Here is an 18029-nt window from a genome sequence, read left to right on the forward strand (position 1 = left end):
CCCGTCATCGTAAGCGTAACCGGGATTTGACCACGTCCATGAAAACCGAACAAAGTGGTAAAACCATTTACATCATAATTCCTGTATTGGATGAAGTAACGCGTATTCATGCCACGCTAAAGCATTTTATCGAAATGTCCAAGCAATACGGTCTGGAGCTGACACCGGTGGTGGTGACCACCGAAGCGGAAACAGAGTATCAGCGCCAAAAGTACCAAGAGTTTGAGCGCGACAAGTTACAACTGTCTGACGATGATGCCTGGCATACCCTGACGAAAGACTTGTGGCATGCAGAGGTACCATTAAGGGAAGCCACCACCCCTGAAGAGCGGTGGACACAATTACTGAACGCAACGAATACAGTTACCTATATAAAATCACTCAGTACCACGATGTCCATTCTTCATCTGCACTACCCCCATAGTGAAGGAGTCATGGCCCATCAGGTAAATTATGCCATAAACAGACTGTGTGAACAGTTTGGTGAAGATTCGATTTTTGCGTTGTATAACGCCGATTCAGCGCCGGATGCCAGAACGTTTATGTGGCTTCGCGGGCAGCCGGAGTTCCATGACCCGATGTTTATTTATCAACAATACGGACAATACTCAAAAAACCTTGGACAGTTACTTGAGACAACCTGGCGATCACGCCTCGCATGTTATTGTCTGATCGCAGCGTCTGCTTGGCAGTTGCGATGGGCGCTTGGTTTTGAGTACTTTAATGCCATTCGTCAGCGCAGTTTATCGGGCAAAGCCAATACATCCATGAATTATTGCATTGGCCACGGACTCTTTTTTACGGGGGGGGTATTTCGAAAATTCTACGGTTTTTCAGAAGTATTTCCTAACGAGGACGCTATATTTGGCCTACAGGCCACATACCACAATATTCCTATTCGCCCGATTCCATACTTTGAAAGTTGTGAGTCACCGATTAAAGTTCGGAGTCTGTATATTCAAAAATCCACTTGGCATAACGGTCCTAGGCATGCCTTTCGGTATTACCGCCACCTGACAGAGAACCAATATAAAAAGTGGCCGCTTTTGTATTACTCGGCTCTGTTATTCGAGCATTCTGTCCGTTGGATTGTTATGCCCGTTATACTCATGCTAGCGAGTATCGCCTGCCTGTCTGGTCATCTGTCCGTCTTGGCTCTGTTATCGTTTTACCTTTTCTATTTGTGTATTCCTAGCTTGGTCGCCTATCGAAGTCTGCGGGATCAGCAAATGCCTGCGACTCGAGCGATGATTATACCTATTTTACTCGGTTCTTATCCGATGTTTGTCTTGCATGGTTTGTCTGCCATCCGTTCGATTTTCCGTGAATTGATGAACGGTCGTAAAGAAAAGACACCCGTCTAACCACCCAATGGGAAACATATGAAAAATATTCGACAGTTTGTCAGAGCCATGCTTGATGAAGGAGTAGTGCTAGATCAGGACCAGTTGGAGACCTTTATGTCTTGGGCACACTCTCAACATCTTCTCCTTTCTGCATCGCACCAGCTTAAAAATAACCAAGACGCACGGGCCAATATCGCCGCCTTAGCAGAATATGACGAGCGACTGAACCGATATCGAGTGAGGATCAATGACCGGATAAAGCGTTTACACAACATCGCTCAGGCCATGACTGAGGCCAATGTAGAGATTATTCTGATCAAAGGGTTATGCCTGTCCTATTACATTTACGCCGATCTCTATGCTCGTGATTTTAATGATATTGATCTGATCGTGTCGAAGGATAATTTCGTCAAAGCTTGTCAGGTTTGCTACGAGCTGGGTGGAGAGAGTGAATTTGACAGCGACTATGACGCCACATTCCACGTAGAAACCCATGAAGTTCGATTTACCTTTCCTGAGGGGGTTCTGATTGAAATTAAGTTTACGACCAGTTCGGTTCTCAACGTTGACGCTTTTCAACGTCTACAGCAACAGCCAACCACTCTAGTGATTGATAAACATCACTACAGCACGCTGAACCTTGAAGCGACATTACTACTGTTGCTACTCAATATATGGTCAAGTTTTACGCAAGAGTTTGCGAAACTGAAGATCCGTGATGTCGTGGATGTTTTACTTTTCCTACGGCAACAATCTGCGCATATAAATAGCGTTCGTCTCATGAATCTGGCCATATCCTCATCGCTGTCTCAGAGCATCGCAGGTGCGATTGAGGTGTTGATACGGATCTGTGAAACGTTGGGTACTCCATTCCCTGACGATCTCACCACCTTGAAAATGTCGCTCAAATCCTGTTTGCAAACCTCTGTGGAGAGTACGGTCATCCACGTTGATAGTAACATTCTCGACTACTTTGAAGACGCTGAAAAACGAACACAAATTTTCCACTGGTTGGCGTACCAAAATAGGTCCGAATCGCACTGTGCTTACCAATGCGAACAGCAACCAATATCCTATAGGAACGCCTATTTTGGTATCGCGATACATCTTATGACGCCTTTGACAACCGATGCTTTGCAAGTCGAGCTTCAGTGTAGCCAATCAACCCAGGATGAGTTTGGAAAGACTTTGTTCCCGTATCTGATTATTTTCGATGATCAGCAGCGCCATTATCGACATCTACTCCGCTATCAAGAGGGAGCCTGGCGCATACTAGAAGGTCATGGGTTATTGGTCTCGACCAAGACGAGGGGCCAAAAAGTCACCGCCTGTATCGAAAGTGAAGAACTTCAGCATCTGTTCACTTCCTCGCATCTCCACTACCGATTTTTCATGACCAGGAAAATGAAAAACAAACAGTTTTCAATACTATGGGATGAATGAAATGACGTCATTTTTTCGTAGCCTAGTATCGAGCGGTTATGGTTATCTGGTTTCTGCCCACCACATGATTTTTGCCTACAAAATGAATGTACTGCTTGGATTGTTCAATAATGTGGTTGCTTTGTTGGTTCAGTACTTTCTGTGGCGCGCCATCTTCGCGTCCAACAGTGGCGAATTTTATGGCTTTGAGGAGAGCCAGTACCTCGGCTTTATCGGCGCAGTTATATTTATTAAGCAGTTCACGACTCAAGGGACCGATCGTCGGCTTGCTGAACTGATCCGTACTGGGGATCTGGTGTTTAAATTGACGAAACCTCACGGGTTGATCTTTCAGTGCTTTTTTGAAGCCTTAGGTGAATTGTCAGCCCGCCTTTATGGATTAGTACTCATCACACTGCTCGTGCTGGTCTTGGTGGGAGATTGGCTTTGGACAAGTCAGCTTCCGTTATTTGGTGTATCACTGGTGCTGGCCTTCATCATTTCTTTCCAGATTTCGGTTATTTACGGTTCGCTGGCTTTATGGACAACCAACGCATGGGGCTTATATCTATTGAGGCGCAACTTATTTCCGCTTCTCTCAGGTCAAGTCATCGCGCTACCGCTATTACGGCAACTTGGTGCATCTGAGCCTACCAATGTAACGGGAGAGTTGGTCGCGTCAGGGTCATCGGTGCTCTACCATATTGCCATTTATTCTCCTTTTCAGGCGGTTTATCAGATCCCTGCTAACATTCTGATTCAGATGAGTCCAGACAGTGGAATATATAGCAGTTTGTTGATCCAATTGGGCTGGATAGTGCTTTTGTCTCTGATCAGCAGCCCTTTCATTCAGCATATCTTGAAGTCGTTCAATATTCAGGGGGCATAGCGGTGTTGTCTTTAGTCAAGCTCTATTTCTCCATTACCAGATTGCGCTTGCGGAGCGCATTTTATTACAAAGCAGACTTTCTCGTTGGTGTCGTGGGTATGCTGATTGGTCAAGCGATCATGCTGTTCACTCTATCGATCATCTACACACAAACAGATGAACTGGCTGGATTTACTTTGTATGAAATGATGCTGGTTATGGGTTTGTCTCAGCTGGTTCGCGGTTTGGACTTGTTTTACAACGATTATATATGGGTAGAAGCATTCAAAGGTTTCGCATCCGGGTCACTGTACTATTACATGACGAAGCCTCTTCCCATCTATTTTCAAATCATCACAATGCGCGTGAATACACAATCACTGGCACCGATTACGGTTGGGCTTTGCTTGATCTCAGTGTATATTCGCCATCAAGCCAATTTCTCAACGCTGGATTATATTGCCCTTCTTTACTTTATACTCATGGGACTTATCATCTTATTCTCCGTGAAGTTGATCACTGCGTCTTTGGCTCTTTGGTTTGGAAAAAGTGGTCAAGTCATGCAGCTCTTTTACGAGTTAATCGAGTTCACCAAATATCCCATTAATATCTATCACTTTTCAATCCAAATCCTGCTGCTGTATGTGATCCCATTAGGTGTCATTGGCTTTATCCCGGTTTTGTTCTGGAAAGATGACCTGTTTTTTTTCCAAAACTTACCTCTATCAAAAAATATGCTACTGGTGTCGTACAGCGGGCTGTCTGCGGCAGTATTCTTTCTCTTATCCCTTTTTATCTGGAAAAAGGGGCTTCGCTACTCCGGAGCAAGTGGAACCTAACTATGATTGACGTCTCACACTTATCTAAATCTTACTTTGTCACAACTCCAGCAAAGAGCTGGCGTCAACGCCTGGCGCTTTTTTCGACTCGTCCACAACGCGAGATTAAAGCGCTGGATACGGTCAGTTTTCAAGTTGAGAAAGGATCAATATGCGGGATAATCGGCCTAAACGGGGCCGGTAAATCCACTCTGATTAAGATCCTCACTGGCGTGATAAGTCAAAGCTCTGGGCGATGTCTCGTCGATAGTATGTCACCCAGAGATAACCGTCGTCGTTATACCTCGGGTATCGGCGTCGTCTTTGGTCAACGTACGCAGTTGCTTTGGGACTTACCAGCTACCCAGACCTTCCAGCTGCATCAACGTATTTATCAAATCCCACAGTCGCGTTATCGACGAAATGTGGTGGAGTTTGGCGATATTCTGGGCGTGAATGAATTTGCGGATCGCCCTGTTCGTTTGCTCAGTTTAGGGCAACGAATGCGCGCAGAAATTATGGTAGCCTTGCTGCATGACCCGCATGTCCTTTTTCTGGATGAGCCTACCATCGGACTGGATGTCTTGGTGAAAGATAAAATCCGAGGAGCGATCAGCTCTTTAGTTCAAGAGCGTGGGACTACCGTTATACTCACCAGCCACGATATGACTGACATTGAACAATTGTCCCAACAGTTGTTGCTGCTGGATCAAGGGCGTGTGAAATTTAGCGGAAACCAAGATGCATTTGCTAGCATACACAAAGCAGCGAAAACGTATCGATTCCGTTTAACGAACACGTTCGCTCATCCCCTGTTGGCGCAAGCTAGTGAGGAGGAACCGGGCGTCTATTCCATTTCCGAGCCAAGTGTCGAAGGAGAAAGTGAGTTACTCTCCCAGCTTTGTGCTGAATTACCATTGGCAGCTCTCTCGGTGGAAAGCCACTGTCTGGAAAATCTAGTAAAAACCTACTTCAGACAATCAGAATAAGTAGTTTACAGTCCCTCAGGCAATCACTGGGAAGTTCGCCCAAGTGATTGCCCAAGCTTCTTTGCTCAAGGTGGTCGTTATGTGAGCGATATTTTTCTTTGCTCTGAAGGGGGACTCAAAACGAACTGCTCCCAGATATGGTCATAAAGCTTGTGCTGATTGTGGAACGGGGCGATAGCCTTAGCCTCTTCGAGCGTACACCATTGATAATCAGTGTGTTCAGGATTTAATATGACCTCCTGATGGCGTTCACACAGTACGACAAAGCTGGGAATAACCACCAATTGATTCGACTTAGCTTCATAGAACTGCTCCAGATACTCACTGTTATACAACTGAGATACCTTTATCGACGTTTCTTCATCGAATTCCCTTATAATGGTTTGCCATCCTGTCTCACCATCTTCTATTTTTCCTGCAACATGGCACCAATATTCTCCTTTTGTTCGCTTAAGGAGTAGAATTTTCGTATCACCATCAAATTCAGATAAAGCAACACCTGATACAAATTGTGTATTAATTGGGATCATATTCAGTCTTCTTTTCTCTTTGTCGCTGGTCGTCATGACGAGCTAACAACATGTTTATCGAACCAATTTTAATTGCAAAGTCTAGCAGGTATATCTAGCTCATTTTGTGACTACTCTTTTGTTTTATATAAACAATGATAAGATAAGCTGCGTCTTCTTTTCTATTTCCCGGGCACCTCGGAAACCTATCTACACTACGGCAGTTCCACAGAAATCCGTAATAGCGGATCATCTTGAAATATTTGTCTGGGATATGCTCTATCAGACTTTCAATCAGATCGACCGGCGGTAGGGCTCAGAGCCTGAGGAATCCCCACGACTCGCAATATAAAACAATAAGTTAGATTACTTTCGAGAGTAATTTTCAGAGCGAAGGGAACATTCATGGCATTTGGTGATCAGATCAATTGCCAAACATCACCAACCGGACCAACGCCATGAATGCTAAGCAAGTATTATCCAGATGCCTCTCCCTTGTCACCCCCACAATGCACAAAATGCGCTGCCTGAGCCTGTTTTCTGCCGTCGAAAGTGTCATGAACGGCGGTGCTTTGTCCGTCACCGGACTGGGGCGCAACATCACCAGCAAAGCTGGAGAAAAACACCAGATAAAGCGAGTAGACAGGCTGTGCAGCAATACCAAGCTGCACCAGGAAATAGGCACGACGTATTGCGGCATGGCAGCCTTGCTGGCCGGACAGCTGCGCAACCCGGTTATCCATGTTGACTGGTCAGATTTAGATGCCAGGCAAGAGCACTTTCTTATCCGTGCCTCCCTCGCGGCGAAAGGGCGTTCCCTGACGCTCTACGAGGAGGTTCATCCTCTTGATATGAAAGAGAAGCCGAAGACTCACCGCCTGTTCATGAACAAGCTCAAGAGGATGTTACCGGCAGACAGCAAGCCCATCATTGTCAGCGATGCGGGTTTTCGAATGCCCTGGTTCAAGCTCGTAAAATCGCTGGTCTGGAATTATGTCGGTCGTGTCAGAGGCCGAACTCATACCCAGAAGATAGAGGAAGACACCTGACAGCCGGTTAAGGGCCTTTATGAGCTGGCAACGGGCAGGGCCAAAGACCTGGGTATCTATCTGCTCGGCGCGAAACAGTGCTTCAGTACCCGGATGGTTGTTGTCTGGCGAAAGGCCAAAAGGCGCAAGGACAAAACTAACAAGGGAGAGCGAGCCAGACGCAGCAAGAAGTCCCGCGCCTGTGCCGCGCGGGAGAAGGAGCCCTGGCTGCTGGCCACCTCCCTGCCCAGAAAGACACATTCGGCAGCGAAGGTGGTAAAGCTCTACTCAACCCGGATGCAGATAGAAGAAGCCTTCAGGGATTTGAAAACAGGCCTGAAGATGAATGACGGCGATACGCGAATCGCCCGGCGTTTGAGTGTGCTGCTTCTCATTGCCACCATCGCTCAGTATCTGCTGTACCTTCTGGGGTTGACCGTGAGGGCTGCGGGCAAGCAGTGGCAGCACCAGGCCAATAGCGTCAAACACCGCTATGTCTTGTCGAACCAGTACATTGGGCCTCGCGCGTACAAAGACAAGCGGCTGAGATTGAAAAAAGCAGACTGGCAGTCAGCACTCTGTATGCTCAAACGGCTGACTGAGGAACCGCACGCAGGTTAGTTAATAACTTCGTGGGGATCCCTCAGGCTCAGAGCTCCTGTCAACATTGAGATATTCGAAGGTCAACATGCCGCCCTTGCTGTAGTAGCGGAGACGAGAGGCAGAGTTCAGTGGGCGTTTCAGGTAACGGTCCAGATAGTTGCCGGTCTGGCAGATATTGCTAGTCAAGAAAGTGGCTCCATTCCCGTTCAGGCCAGATCTCGTCAAAATAAAAGATAGCAACTGACGTTATGGGGTTTTGCGCACATTTCCCTTTATGGTGATAGTGCTAGTGCAAATAGGGTATACCCTATAATGACGTCAGGCAGGCTATAAGAAATATGTCAGATTAGAGTGTCTTTCCTTGAATGTTGACACAAGGCCAGGCACCTTTATGATCCTATCTTGATACTTTGAGGAGGGAAAACCGTGAAAGGACAAAGAATTGGATATATCCGGGTCAGTTCATTTGACCAGAACCTAGATCGTCAGCTTGATGGAATTTCCACGGACAGAACTTTTATCGACAGGGCTTCCGGAAAGAGCATCGAAAGACCACAACTCGAAGAAATGCTCCAGTTCGCCCGAGAAGGCGACACCATCATTGTCCATAGCATGGATCGCCTCGCAAGAAACCTCGATGACCTCCGTACCCTAGTCAGGAACCTGACATCGAAAGGAATCGATATCCAGTTTTGCAAAGAGCAACTCACATTCACCAACAATGACTCCCCGATGTCCCAGCTTCTGCTCTCAATTATGGGGGCGTTTGCAGAGTTTGAGCGTGCCCTTCTCAAGGAGCGGCAAAAAGAAGGGATCGAAATAGCCAAGAGACAGGGAAAATACCGGGGAAGAAAGCGAGCGCTGGATGAAGCACAGATCGCAGAGCTCAAGGTACGGGCGAATGCCGGAGAAGTGAAATCCACTCTGGCCAAAGAATACCGTATCAGCCGCGAGACTCTCTATAGCTACCTGAGGAAGTAAGACTGCTTTGCAAAAAAACTCATTATACCGACAGAACGTGAAAGATTCGCCTCGTTTTCTTCAAGAATTATTATTAAGGGTAACAAGCATACATGATTGGTAGTACAGGCAAGCGGATACAACTCCTGACGGACGACGAAATTGAAGAGCTCTATCGGCTGCCAGTATTAAGCCAAGCTGAGCGGGAAGAGTATTTTTCTCTCGATAACAACCTACTCGATATTGTCAACGGACTACTCAAACCCGAAACAAAAATATACATGATCCTCCTTATCGGGTATTTCCGGGCAAAGCCGGTGATACCTCGTTTTAGGCTGTGCGATGTAGAAGAAGATGCGCGGTATATCTGCGACACCTTCAAACTCGATCTACCAAGCTGGGATTGGACTGCCTCCAAGGGCACGAGGGCACAGATGGTGTCACGAACGCTCTCTGTCCTCGGGTTTAGCCTACTAAAACAAGAACAAAGCCGTCGCCTGTCTCTCCGGCTGGCTGACGTGGCCACCATTAGCACGGAACCGAAATATATTCTTGATGAATGCTTGGCCTTTCTCGGCCAGAACCGCATCGCTTTACCTGGCTACAGTACCTTGCAAGATCTTGTTACATCGACACTGACGGCAGAAAGAAACCGTACCACCCAAATATTGTCAGAAAGAATGTCGGCGACAACTCTGGAAAAACTCAGCCATATATTGAATGGAAAAGGGGTACTAAATAGTCTGTCAGGATTCAAGGGGACAGCCAAGGACTTTACTCCGTCAGAGTTGGAAAGAGAGCTGAGTACAATGCAACTTCTTCGCACGGTCTATCCGGAGGTGAAACAGCTGCTGGCTGAACTCGGCTTGTCTCGTGGGAATATGATCTATTACACATCCCTTGTCCGGTCGGGATCGACCTTCCAACTACGACGATCCCCAAAGTGGCAAGGGCTGCTCTATCTTTCCTGCTATATCTTCTACCGTTACCGGGAAGCCAATGATCGGCTGGTATCGAGCTTTAGTTATCTGGTCAGAAAGCATCACGAGTCTCGGATAGAATCCGCAAAATCGCGTGTTACCAAAGAGCTGGACATCATTCAAGACACACTTAAATCTGCCGGGAGCATTCTCAGGTACTTTACCGATGACAGCATCAGTGACAGCACGACGTTCGGTGAGATAAGAAAAACTGCCTTTTCCACGATGTCCCCGGAAGATATGTTGCTGGTCAGTGCCCACTTGGTTGACGGCCGTTTTAACCGGGCAGAATATCAATGGCAATACACTGACAGTCAGTCACGCAAGACCGCTGGCAGCCTGAGGAAGCTGTTTCTGGCACTCGACATAGAATGTGAGTCAGCCCAGCCCGCGTTGAGTGCGCAAATTTCAAATGCCAGGGAAGAGTTGCTTACCAACAAGAAACTAACGTCGATGGATCTCAGGCTGGTGACGCACAATGATTTGGAACACCTCGTTAATGATGGAGAGACCAACCACGTCAGGTTTGAATTTTACCTTTACCGTAAAATTGCCGGAATGATTGAAAGCGGTAAGGTGTATGTCAGTGAGAGTGAGCGTAACAAGCGGCTTGAAGATGATCTCATCCCTGTAGACGTGTGGGAAAAGGAAAAATCGTCTCTGATAGAAAAAACAGGGCTTGTCAGGCTCTCCAATTCGATTGAACACACTCTGGCAGATCATGAGAGTCGCTTTGTTGAAAAGTTGCGCAAGGTAACTGCCAATATAAACGCCGATGCCAACGATTTTGTCCGAGTCCAGCCCCGCTCTAGCCGTCTTGCCTGGAGCTTGGCAAACCGGCGCTGGAAAGCACCACTCGACAACCCTGTATACAGCCAAATTCAGCATATGGGGATCATTGACATCATGAACTATGTCAACAGAAAGACCGGGTATCTCGAGGCATTTGAGAGCCTATCATCGAGAAAAAGAAATACTGAAGCGAGAAGTCACGACCTGATTGCCTGTATCTTTGGGAACGGAGCAAACTACGGCCTGCACCGTCTTGCCTCTTCATCAGACAGAAGTATCGGTATACTGCGGGCTGCCAATGATCTGATTTCGAATGCCCTCGCAAGACTTCCCATTTTCCGTCATTACACCATCAATGAATCCGCCCCATTTGGCAGTATTGATGGGCAGAAGCATGCATGCCGTATTAATACATTCAAAACCAGGTACTCAGCAAAATATTTCCGTAAAGGAAAAGGGGTTTCGGCCATGACGTTGGTGTCAAATCATGTACCTTTGAATACGACGGTAATATCGGCTAATGAATACGAAGGGCACTACGCCTTCGACCTGCTTTACAACAACACCAGTGAAATCCAGCCAAAGTCTCTGGCCACCGACAATCACGGTACCAATAATGTGAACTTCGCTGTTCTGGATATTTTCGGTTACCAGTTTTCACCCCGATACGCCAAGTTCAAGCATGCTTTTGAAAACCTGTTTGAGGTAAACATAGATGGGGATCTTGATATCAAGCTTAAAAAGCCCATTCGAGTAAAACTCATTAAAGAGGAGTGGGACCGAATCCAACATATCATCTGCTCTCTGAGCCGAAAATCAACGGAACAACACGTCATCATCCGCAAGCTGTCAAACAGTAAACGTGGCAGCCGGACGCTCGCCGCGCTGCGAGAATATGACCGCTTGATTAAGTGCCTTTACATGCTTGACTATATTGACAGAAAAGATTTGAGGCAGTTTGTTCAGCAGGCACTGAACAGGGGTGAAGCCTATCATCAACTTCGCCGTGCAATTGGTAACCTTAACGGTGATCAGTTGCGTGGTGGAAGTGATTTCCAGATTGAGCAATGGAATGATTGTGCCCGCCTGATTGCCAACTGTATCATCTACTACAATTCAGCATTGCTATCTAGCCTTGTAGAGCGCTTCGAGAAGCAAAAAAATGACGGTGCAATCGAGTTACTATCGAATATTTCTCCAGTCGCTTGGGGGCATATCCAATTGACGGGGCACTATGTCTTCGAAGAAAGAGAAGACATGCTGAATCTGGAAAGTATGCTCGAAAGCGTCCACTCACTATCATCAGACGCGGAGATAGACAGTATTACTTCAGTGGCCTAGTTTAGCCATAAAATGAACTTTTCGGGGAAATGTGCGCAATACCCCTAAAAGGCGTCATCCAACAAAGTCTAAAACTTGGATCGCCCTAAAATACTTCATCAACCGAAAAGGCCAGTGGCAGTTTCACGGTTGGCGGAAGATCATGGATATGGATTGCCAGTTCAATCTCTTTCAAATAGCCAAAGTGCCAATAGAAAGGCATGTAAAAATCCGAAGTGCAGTGACACCATTTGACCCTCAATACCAAGAATACTTGGCTAAAAGGAAGTCAAAAAGGCTAGCTCGTAACTCTTGGAACGAACCTGCTCCGACTGCTTTATAAGTTGCTGGGTATCATTTGATGCCTTTGTGGAGGCTTGAGCCTAGTGCAGTGAAAGTTGCACGCTGGGTTCTTAGGGAGACGGCACTTGGTAACAAGTGTCGTCCACCCGACAAAAGTGAGTCAGAGCTGGGCACTCTGACTCAGGTGATTAGATAAATATTACCTTGTTGATATCATTAGACCTTCATACCAAAGTGATGCCCGTCCGGCATTTCTATATCGATACGTAACCGACCGCCTAATGCTTCAACATAACGTTTTAGTGACAGAAGCTTAACGTCTTTGCCATTTTTCTCTAAACTGGCGACGGTAGGCTGCTTTATCCCCATAGATTCTGCAACCTGAGCTTGAGACATTTGAACACTATGGCGAATCTCTGCAAGATTAAGTTCAAGTAACATCTCTGCAGCTTGTTGTTGTGCCAGGTGCAGTTCATCTGCAGTCATCAGGTCATCAAGTGCGCTTAGTGGCTGACTTTTCATGATTTAGCTCCTCCAGATGCTCCTTAAACTCTCTTTCTGCGATAGGAATCATCTTCTTGTAAAAACGTTTATCACCAGTCTTATCGCCACCACACAAGATGACACACTGGCGCTCAGGGTCAAAAGCGAAGAAAACCCGAATCGGTTTTCCACTACTCTGCACGCGTAGCTCTTTTAAATTACTGACTTTGCTGCCTTCTAAGGTGTCAGCGTATGGCCTAGGTAAAGTTGGGCCTCTTTCTTCTAGCAGAATAAGGGATGCACGTACATTAACCTTATCCCTGCTATTCAATGTTTTAAACCAGTCAATGAAGACTGGCCGATTCAGTATTGTCCACATAGTCGGTGCTTGGCTTCTTTTGGAGTGATTATAGATTAGAACCTATATAGATTGCAATCTATATACACGAACCAGTAGTACTCATAGGGTACGACTTAATAGTTATAGAATAAGGTGAAGAAAAGAGTGCCCATTTTCTGGTTGTTTAGCGCCAAAAAACTCACATACCGTTGCTCCAACATCAGATAGTGTATTGCGAATACCTAGATTCACGTTTGTTAACTGTGGCTTATATACCATGAGTGGGACAAACTCTCGAGTGTGACGACTATGTCCTATAAATGGATCATTCCCATGATCGGCTATAACAACAAGTGTATCTTTAACGTCTAGTAATGAAGTTAACATATTTAAGCCACGGTCAGCTTTCTTTAGAGTCTTCCAATATCGTTGGGGATCTTCTTGATGGCCTGATAGATCGGTTTCTTGAATATTAATACAGAAAAAACCGTCACTGTTTTCCTTAATTTCAGCTGCCGCTTTATCCATTATCTTCGTGGTATCGACCATTTGCATATAATTAGTACCAGATTCATTACCCACTATATCCGCCACTTTACCGATCAACGTCGTTTTAACACCGACTTGATGAAGTTGCGCTGGCACTTGTTTGCTAGTATCAACGCCATACCCTAAGTGCATGACTTGAAATCCGTGGTCATAAACACCAGATTTTGGCGCACTCACACCTATATAAGTCGAACCCTTAGTTTCTATCGCATCCAATAGTTGAGATGAAGAGCTTAAATTACCCCCAAATACAATATTACGGGCCACGCAATTATTGCTACGGACAATCTTTCCGATATCAAGGAGGCTTTCAAATGTTATTTCGTTGAGATTCCCAGTAATGTTATAAACTTGCCCCAAATCAGCTTCAAGATTATCTCCCACCGTTACACATTTATTTACAACGAGTAATTCAAGTTCATTTTTATGAATTCGTTCTACTGACAAACCTGAAGTCAATAAAGCATGCTCTATCAGATCTATTGATTCTTTAAATGGCTTGATAAGTGGTGATTTTGGTTTGGTACCCATTATTTCTTGATGCCCCATAAAGGTATCGCCACCTTCGTGTGCAAGCATCATTTTTCCGACGTTAGCTAATTTATTAACTTCCATTGAAGGGACCTTGGTTTCAGTAATATTAACAAGACCAAGTGATTCTAATGTTGGTAGAGAGTCATTAGGGAAATAATTAATTAATTTAGACGCAGTATTCGCCCCTATATCTTGGGGGCGAACAACCGGTACATCAGGCATTTCTCCGACCCCAAACCCATCAAGTACAACAACTATGAAACGTGGCATATTAAACCTCCCGACCTAATGAATCATATAGACCTACAAGCTTGGGCTTACCTTCAGAAATTCCTTCGACCAATGCAACATCACTTCTAGTTACGAAAACTTGTGTTCTAAAAGCCATAATTACGGGATCGCCTACAGGAAATAACCCATGCAATCGCAGGTGGTAATCTATATTGGAGTCATCATCGTTACTAACTTTCACATATTCATCAGTAACGATGGCGGTTGTTAAGTGTCCACGACGGTAATACCCTCCACCATAGCAATACGAATTACCATTGAAGTCGTGACATACTTCAGATAGATATAACATTGCGACTTTTTCTAAAGTTGTACCTTCTTGATTTGCAGGGGTAGTTCCTGTCAATGCATGCCCTGGTTCACCATGTGTACATCCAAAACGCCCAAGGATTGGAAGGGTCTCACAACTTGTTGATGAGGGAGAGTTGATTTGATTTAATTGGATTCCAATTTCTTCAATATTGTATTTTGCTTTTATCAATGTATGAAAATTAGGCGTTAAACCTGTTTCTCCATTTTTATGGAGAAAACAAGGAAAATGAGTTAGTCCTTCTACTTTTATTCCTTGCATATTCGATATTTCTGTCAAAACTTCATCTAATGTAGCGATGGGGAATCCCGACTCTTGATTAACATAAAGGTGGTCACCTTCGTCAAAAAATTTCAACAGGATCTTTTGAACTCGTCCAGCATTTAATGCCACATTAGAAATGGCTTTAGCTTTTGCCAATGTGTATACCGTAATAACTTCAGGCTTTATTTCTTCAATCAGCTCTTTAAGAATCGCCGTTGGAGGTTGTACTAAGTGCCCAACATGCGATATTTTAATACCGGCTTTGTGCAGTGTTCTAGCTTCTTTATAATCAACCGCAACAATCCCTTCATAACCTAAGTTGATTAAGATTTTAGCTAGATAAGGGTTACGCCCGAATTGTTTTGTCATTCCATATAATTTTATATTGTTCTTATCAGCTTCATTTTTGATTAGCATTGCATTTTTGGTGAACTGCTCAACATCAACTACATATGTATCAGGAAGAATGATACCTCTCTTATGAAGCTCTAAAGCAGCGTTAATTAATTGAGGGTTCTGTTTTATCAGTGCATTTAAGAACATAAGCCTACTCTATACTTAGCCTTCAATATAATGAGGATAAATACCATATCCATAGCAATATACTTAGTTATATTGAAAACTGTTTTGATAATTTAAAATCAAAATGAAGTATTATCACTTCACGTTTTTGTCTAATGATTGTTATTTAATCAGTAGAGTGTAGGTCTTCCCTAGAAGGAGAAAGAGAAGACCTACGGTCGAACTAAATAGGTGCGAACATACCAACAACAAACAATAGGTTCAGTACAACACCCGTTAAAATTGCGGCAACAGCAGGAGCGGCTATTTTAAGCACTGGTCGGCCCATTACTTCATTTAAGAAGTACAAGATGGCGAAAATGGTAAACCCGGTTGTTCCACCCATTTTCATAACAGCTAAAACACCACCAATTAATAAGGCGAACTCCATTAAAGTGTTCATACTATTTCGAATGTTATCGGAGGAGTTACGAATTGAAGGGAACTTCTCTAAAAAGCGACCAATATTACGAAGTAGCAATATCTCTAAACAAATAGTGATAGCACCCAGTACTGCGGCCACTGGTACATTAGGTGATAAATACCCGACTACAAACACAAAGGTCATACCGACCACACCATAGACACCAGTTGCTAAGGCGGTGGTTGCTATCAATGGAATGAACCCAAGACCACGCATAAACTCCGACAATGCAACTTGATTCATTGCTTCTTTATGAGCAATAGGATCTGTAATCTTATAAGCATCGGCTAATGCATAAATAGAGACTTCTGAGCCAGCAAAAATACCTGATGCAGCCGCTGCGGCAATAAGAGCACCAGTAATGGCAAGAAATGGCATGTTTTTATAAATGCGTTTAGTTCGCTCTTCAAATAAGCCCGTTAAACCGCTCATATCAGGAGGGACAATGCCATTTGCTTTATCTTTAATATCTTTTCGAATAGCAATGCTAATCAGCATCACCATCCCAACAAAAATTTGAATTGATTCTGGATAAATACCTGTGTATTTAACCACTAACAATCGTGACACAAGAATCACAACCGCTGATATTGCTCCTGCTTTCCAACCAAATTGATAGAAAATGGCTAATAACGGGAACAATGCAAATGCAGACATGACTGGTGTACCTAGCTCTCCAAGTGCCCCCAATGCGTCTATTGGTAATCCCGTTAGTACCGCATTTACGCCAGCCAGACTTGTGACAACCAGGATTCCCCAGATACCACCACCAATTGCAGCAATGATTCGACTGCCCGCCATGACACCGATAATGTCGGTCGGCAAGAACAATAACCACGGATTCAACAAACCCGTTGAAAGCGTAAATGAAATCCCTACCGAAGCCACAAAGCCAATAGAAAGGCCAAATGCGACAGAGCCTGCATCACGCCTTTTCATATGTCCATCTATGACCTGAGGGAGAATGGGACGAATCCCATCATGAAAAACAGCCGCACTCATATTTGCGATTAGAGCGGTCATGGCACAAAGTGTCGCGATGAGCGCTATATTCATTATATCCATAATTACACCTTAGCCAGTTGTTTCGCTAACATTGGAACTGCATGTTCGACGTGCTCAATTGATAATCCGAATGCCTTTTTACCTTCGCTGATAAATCTCTGAATTTCTTCTTCTTTTGCTTGGAAAGCAGGTTTTGCGATTGTGCAAGACTCATTGTATCCAATGATGGCAATGGCCATAGATAACGCGGCGCCAGCCCCTGTATTACAAGCACCAATGTAATAGTCAATTTCACCCGACTTCACTTTCATGGCTGCATCTATGTCACTAAGAATGAAGCAAGTGAAGACACCCGGTGCCGCTGTTTCAATCTGTTCTTTAATTTGTTCACGTTGTAAACCAGCAATTGCGATAGTTTTCATTTTTCTACCTTATTATTTTTGTGTTGTGCCAAAAAAGTTGGCGGGGTTATGTTTAAGCATGAGGTCGATATATTGTTGTTGTATTCCTCGCTCAAGAAGCATGGGGACGAAGTGATCAATTAAATAACAAAACCCAAGTCCACCATTTTCTTTAAGGTGTGATTTACGAGTAATGTCCATTGAAAGCATCACTCGATCTGCGTATCCACGACGGATAAGAGAGTCAATAACGGCGATTCGCTTGGCATCTGGGTAGTAGTCATTTTTACCAATGGTATCGAATTGGACATAACACCCTTGATCAAGTAACCAAAGAATATCGTCAAAGTTATCCCGCAAATCACAATGCCCAATAGAAACATTGTTAAGATTTACTTTCATATTTCTGAGAAGTTCTACTTGGCTTTTAGCCATAGTGCTAAATGAGGTATGCGTTGAGATTGGGCAACCCGTTTCTAAGTGAGCAATCGCTGCCCCTTCAAATACTTTGCGTTCTGTATCAGTAAACACATTGTGACTGCTACCGATCTCTCCAATTACCGAAGCACGCAAATTGCTATCGTCAATACCATTATCAATTTCGTGAATCATTGTATTGGCTATATCAACCACAGACATTTGCTTTAGCGCGTTTGGAAAGAAACCTTCAATATAAAACCCTGTTGAACAGAGAATATTCATCTGCGTTTCTTTTGTTAAAGCTTCAATAAATTGAGGATTACGGCCCATAAATTTATTGGTGACTTCTACGATGTTAAAAACGCCACGTGTTTTAAGTGCTTTTAGCTCAGCACTAATCAACTCAAACTGATCCAGTTTGCAATCATCGTCCCCTTTTTGTTTTGACAGGTCGATGTGGAGATGCTCATGGCAATACGTATAACCACTTTCATTTATAGGCATAATAT

15 protein-coding genes and 4 pseudogenes are annotated in these 18029 nt (G+C 44.5%); 9 read left to right on the forward strand and 10 right to left on the reverse strand.

Features of this window, described 5'->3' with window-relative positions; genetic code table 11:
• Positions 1–38: 38 nt before the first annotated feature.
• From VHA01S_RS10615 to VHA01S_RS10635, 5 genes are read left to right on the forward strand one after another with little or no spacing between them, the layout of a single operon-like run.
• Positions 39–1364, forward strand: a complete 1326-nt coding sequence (locus VHA01S_RS10615) for a glycosyltransferase family 2 protein (protein WP_039970683.1) — start codon at positions 39–41, stop codon at positions 1362–1364.
• An 18-nt stretch (positions 1365–1382) separates the two neighbouring features.
• Entirely contained in the window at positions 1383–2789 is a 1407-nt protein-coding gene (locus VHA01S_RS10620) for a nucleotidyltransferase family protein (RefSeq protein ID WP_023404372.1), read from the forward strand.
• 1 nt (position 2790) lies between these two features.
• Entirely contained in the window at positions 2791–3657 is an 867-nt protein-coding gene (locus tag VHA01S_RS10625; RefSeq protein ID WP_023404373.1) for an ABC transporter permease, read from the forward strand.
• A gap of 2 nt (positions 3658–3659) precedes the next feature.
• Positions 3660–4475 carry an ABC transporter permease gene (locus tag VHA01S_RS10630; RefSeq protein ID WP_023404374.1) on the forward strand — a complete coding sequence of 272 codons (816 nt, stop codon included), beginning with the start codon at positions 3660–3662 and terminating at the stop codon, positions 4473–4475.
• A gap of 2 nt (positions 4476–4477) precedes the next feature.
• On the forward strand, positions 4478–5443 hold the full coding sequence (locus tag VHA01S_RS10635; protein WP_023404375.1) for an ABC transporter ATP-binding protein: 966 nt from the start codon (positions 4478–4480) through the stop codon (positions 5441–5443).
• A gap of 77 nt (positions 5444–5520) precedes the next feature.
• Here the strand turns inward: VHA01S_RS10635 and VHA01S_RS10640 are convergent, their stop codons facing one another.
• Positions 5521–5973 carry an NUDIX hydrolase gene (locus VHA01S_RS10640; RefSeq protein WP_023404376.1) on the reverse strand — a complete coding sequence of 151 codons (453 nt, stop codon included), beginning with the start codon at positions 5971–5973 and terminating at the stop codon, positions 5521–5523.
• A 94-nt stretch (positions 5974–6067) separates the two neighbouring features.
• A pseudogene (locus tag VHA01S_RS18680) lies at positions 6068–6253 on the reverse strand (transposase); the annotation flags it as partial.
• A 157-nt stretch (positions 6254–6410) separates the two neighbouring features.
• On the opposite strand from VHA01S_RS18680, the pseudogene VHA01S_RS10645 reads away from it, so the two are divergent.
• Positions 6411–7601 (forward strand): annotated as a pseudogene (locus VHA01S_RS10645) (IS4 family transposase).
• 45 nt (positions 7602–7646) lie between these two features.
• Here the strand turns inward: VHA01S_RS10645 and VHA01S_RS18685 are convergent.
• Positions 7647–7766, reverse strand: a pseudogene (locus VHA01S_RS18685) (IS91 family transposase); the annotation flags it as partial.
• 243 nt (positions 7767–8009) lie between these two features.
• On the opposite strand from VHA01S_RS18685, the gene VHA01S_RS10650 reads away from it, so the two are divergent.
• The 3 genes and pseudogenes from VHA01S_RS10650 to VHA01S_RS18135 all read left to right on the forward strand — a co-directional run.
• Positions 8010–8564, forward strand: coding sequence for a recombinase family protein (locus VHA01S_RS10650; RefSeq protein WP_023404380.1), 555 nt, complete (start codon positions 8010–8012; stop codon positions 8562–8564).
• A 92-nt stretch (positions 8565–8656) separates the two neighbouring features.
• Positions 8657–11656, forward strand: a complete 3000-nt coding sequence (locus tag VHA01S_RS10655) for a Tn3 family transposase (RefSeq protein ID WP_023404381.1) — start codon at positions 8657–8659, stop codon at positions 11654–11656.
• Between the two features lie 46 nt (positions 11657–11702).
• A pseudogene (locus VHA01S_RS18135) lies at positions 11703–11978 on the forward strand (group II intron reverse transcriptase/maturase); the annotation flags it as partial.
• Between the two features lie 176 nt (positions 11979–12154).
• On the opposite strand, the gene VHA01S_RS10660 reads toward VHA01S_RS18135, so the two are convergent.
• From VHA01S_RS10660 to VHA01S_RS10690, 7 genes are all read right to left on the reverse strand, one after another.
• Positions 12155–12460, reverse strand: a complete 306-nt coding sequence (locus tag VHA01S_RS10660; protein ID WP_023404383.1) for a helix-turn-helix domain-containing protein — start codon at positions 12458–12460, stop codon at positions 12155–12157.
• Complete coding sequence (locus VHA01S_RS10665; protein ID WP_023404384.1) at positions 12432–12800, reverse strand: type II toxin-antitoxin system RelE/ParE family toxin; 369 nt, start codon at positions 12798–12800, stop codon at positions 12432–12434. Before VHA01S_RS10665 ends, VHA01S_RS10660 begins: the two co-directional genes overlap by 29 nt.
• A 102-nt stretch (positions 12801–12902) precedes the next feature.
• The gene (locus VHA01S_RS10670; protein WP_023404385.1) at positions 12903–14114 is read right to left on the reverse strand and encodes a phosphopentomutase; all 1212 of its coding nucleotides are present in this window, start codon (positions 14112–14114) and stop codon (positions 12903–12905) included.
• A 1-nt stretch (position 14115) separates the two neighbouring features.
• Positions 14116–15252: a YhfX family PLP-dependent enzyme gene (locus VHA01S_RS10675; RefSeq protein ID WP_023404386.1), complete on the reverse strand. Its 1137-nt coding sequence runs from the start codon at positions 15250–15252 to the stop codon at positions 14116–14118.
• A gap of 202 nt (positions 15253–15454) precedes the next feature.
• Positions 15455–16759, reverse strand: coding sequence for a YhfT family protein (locus VHA01S_RS10680; RefSeq protein WP_021714556.1), 1305 nt, complete (start codon positions 16757–16759; stop codon positions 15455–15457).
• Positions 16760–16761: 2 nt separating this feature from the next.
• On the reverse strand, positions 16762–17121 hold the full coding sequence (locus tag VHA01S_RS10685) for a DUF2620 domain-containing protein (protein WP_023404387.1): 360 nt from the start codon (positions 17119–17121) through the stop codon (positions 16762–16764).
• 12 nt (positions 17122–17133) lie between these two features.
• On the reverse strand, positions 17134–18024 hold the full coding sequence (locus tag VHA01S_RS10690) for a phosphotriesterase family protein (RefSeq protein ID WP_023404388.1): 891 nt from the start codon (positions 18022–18024) through the stop codon (positions 17134–17136).
• Between the last annotated feature and the right edge of the window lie 5 nt (positions 18025–18029).

Origin of the sequence: Vibrio halioticoli NBRC 102217, from assembly GCF_000496695.1 — a bacterium.
In the GTDB taxonomy this organism is placed as follows: domain Bacteria; phylum Pseudomonadota; class Gammaproteobacteria; order Enterobacterales; family Vibrionaceae; genus Vibrio; species Vibrio halioticoli.

Coding starts and splice junctions, on each gene's coding strand:
- VHA01S_RS10615 (WP_039970683.1), top strand. CDS start 39: ATGAAAACCGAACAAAGTGGTAAAACCATTTACATCATAATTCCTGTA.
- VHA01S_RS10620 (WP_023404372.1), top strand. CDS start 1,383: ATGAAAAATATTCGACAGTTTGTCAGAGCCATGCTTGATGAAGGAGTA.
- VHA01S_RS10625 (WP_023404373.1), top strand. CDS start 2,791: ATGACGTCATTTTTTCGTAGCCTAGTATCGAGCGGTTATGGTTATCTG.
- VHA01S_RS10635 (WP_023404375.1), top strand. CDS start 4,478: ATGATTGACGTCTCACACTTATCTAAATCTTACTTTGTCACAACTCCA.
- VHA01S_RS10640 (WP_023404376.1), bottom strand. CDS start 5,973: ATGATCCCAATTAATACACAATTTGTATCAGGTGTTGCTTTATCTGAA.
- VHA01S_RS10655 (WP_023404381.1), top strand. CDS start 8,657: ATGATTGGTAGTACAGGCAAGCGGATACAACTCCTGACGGACGACGAA.
- VHA01S_RS10660 (WP_023404383.1), bottom strand. CDS start 12,460: ATGAAAAGTCAGCCACTAAGCGCACTTGATGACCTGATGACTGCAGAT.
- VHA01S_RS10665 (WP_023404384.1), bottom strand. CDS start 12,800: ATGTGGACAATACTGAATCGGCCAGTCTTCATTGACTGGTTTAAAACA.
- VHA01S_RS10670 (WP_023404385.1), bottom strand. CDS start 14,114: ATGCCACGTTTCATAGTTGTTGTACTTGATGGGTTTGGGGTCGGAGAA.
- VHA01S_RS10675 (WP_023404386.1), bottom strand. CDS start 15,252: ATGTTCTTAAATGCACTGATAAAACAGAACCCTCAATTAATTAACGCT.
- VHA01S_RS10680 (WP_021714556.1), bottom strand. CDS start 16,759: ATGGATATAATGAATATAGCGCTCATCGCGACACTTTGTGCCATGACC.
- VHA01S_RS10685 (WP_023404387.1), bottom strand. CDS start 17,121: ATGAAAACTATCGCAATTGCTGGTTTACAACGTGAACAAATTAAAGAA.
- VHA01S_RS10690 (WP_023404388.1), bottom strand. CDS start 18,024: ATGCCTATAAATGAAAGTGGTTATACGTATTGCCATGAGCATCTCCAC.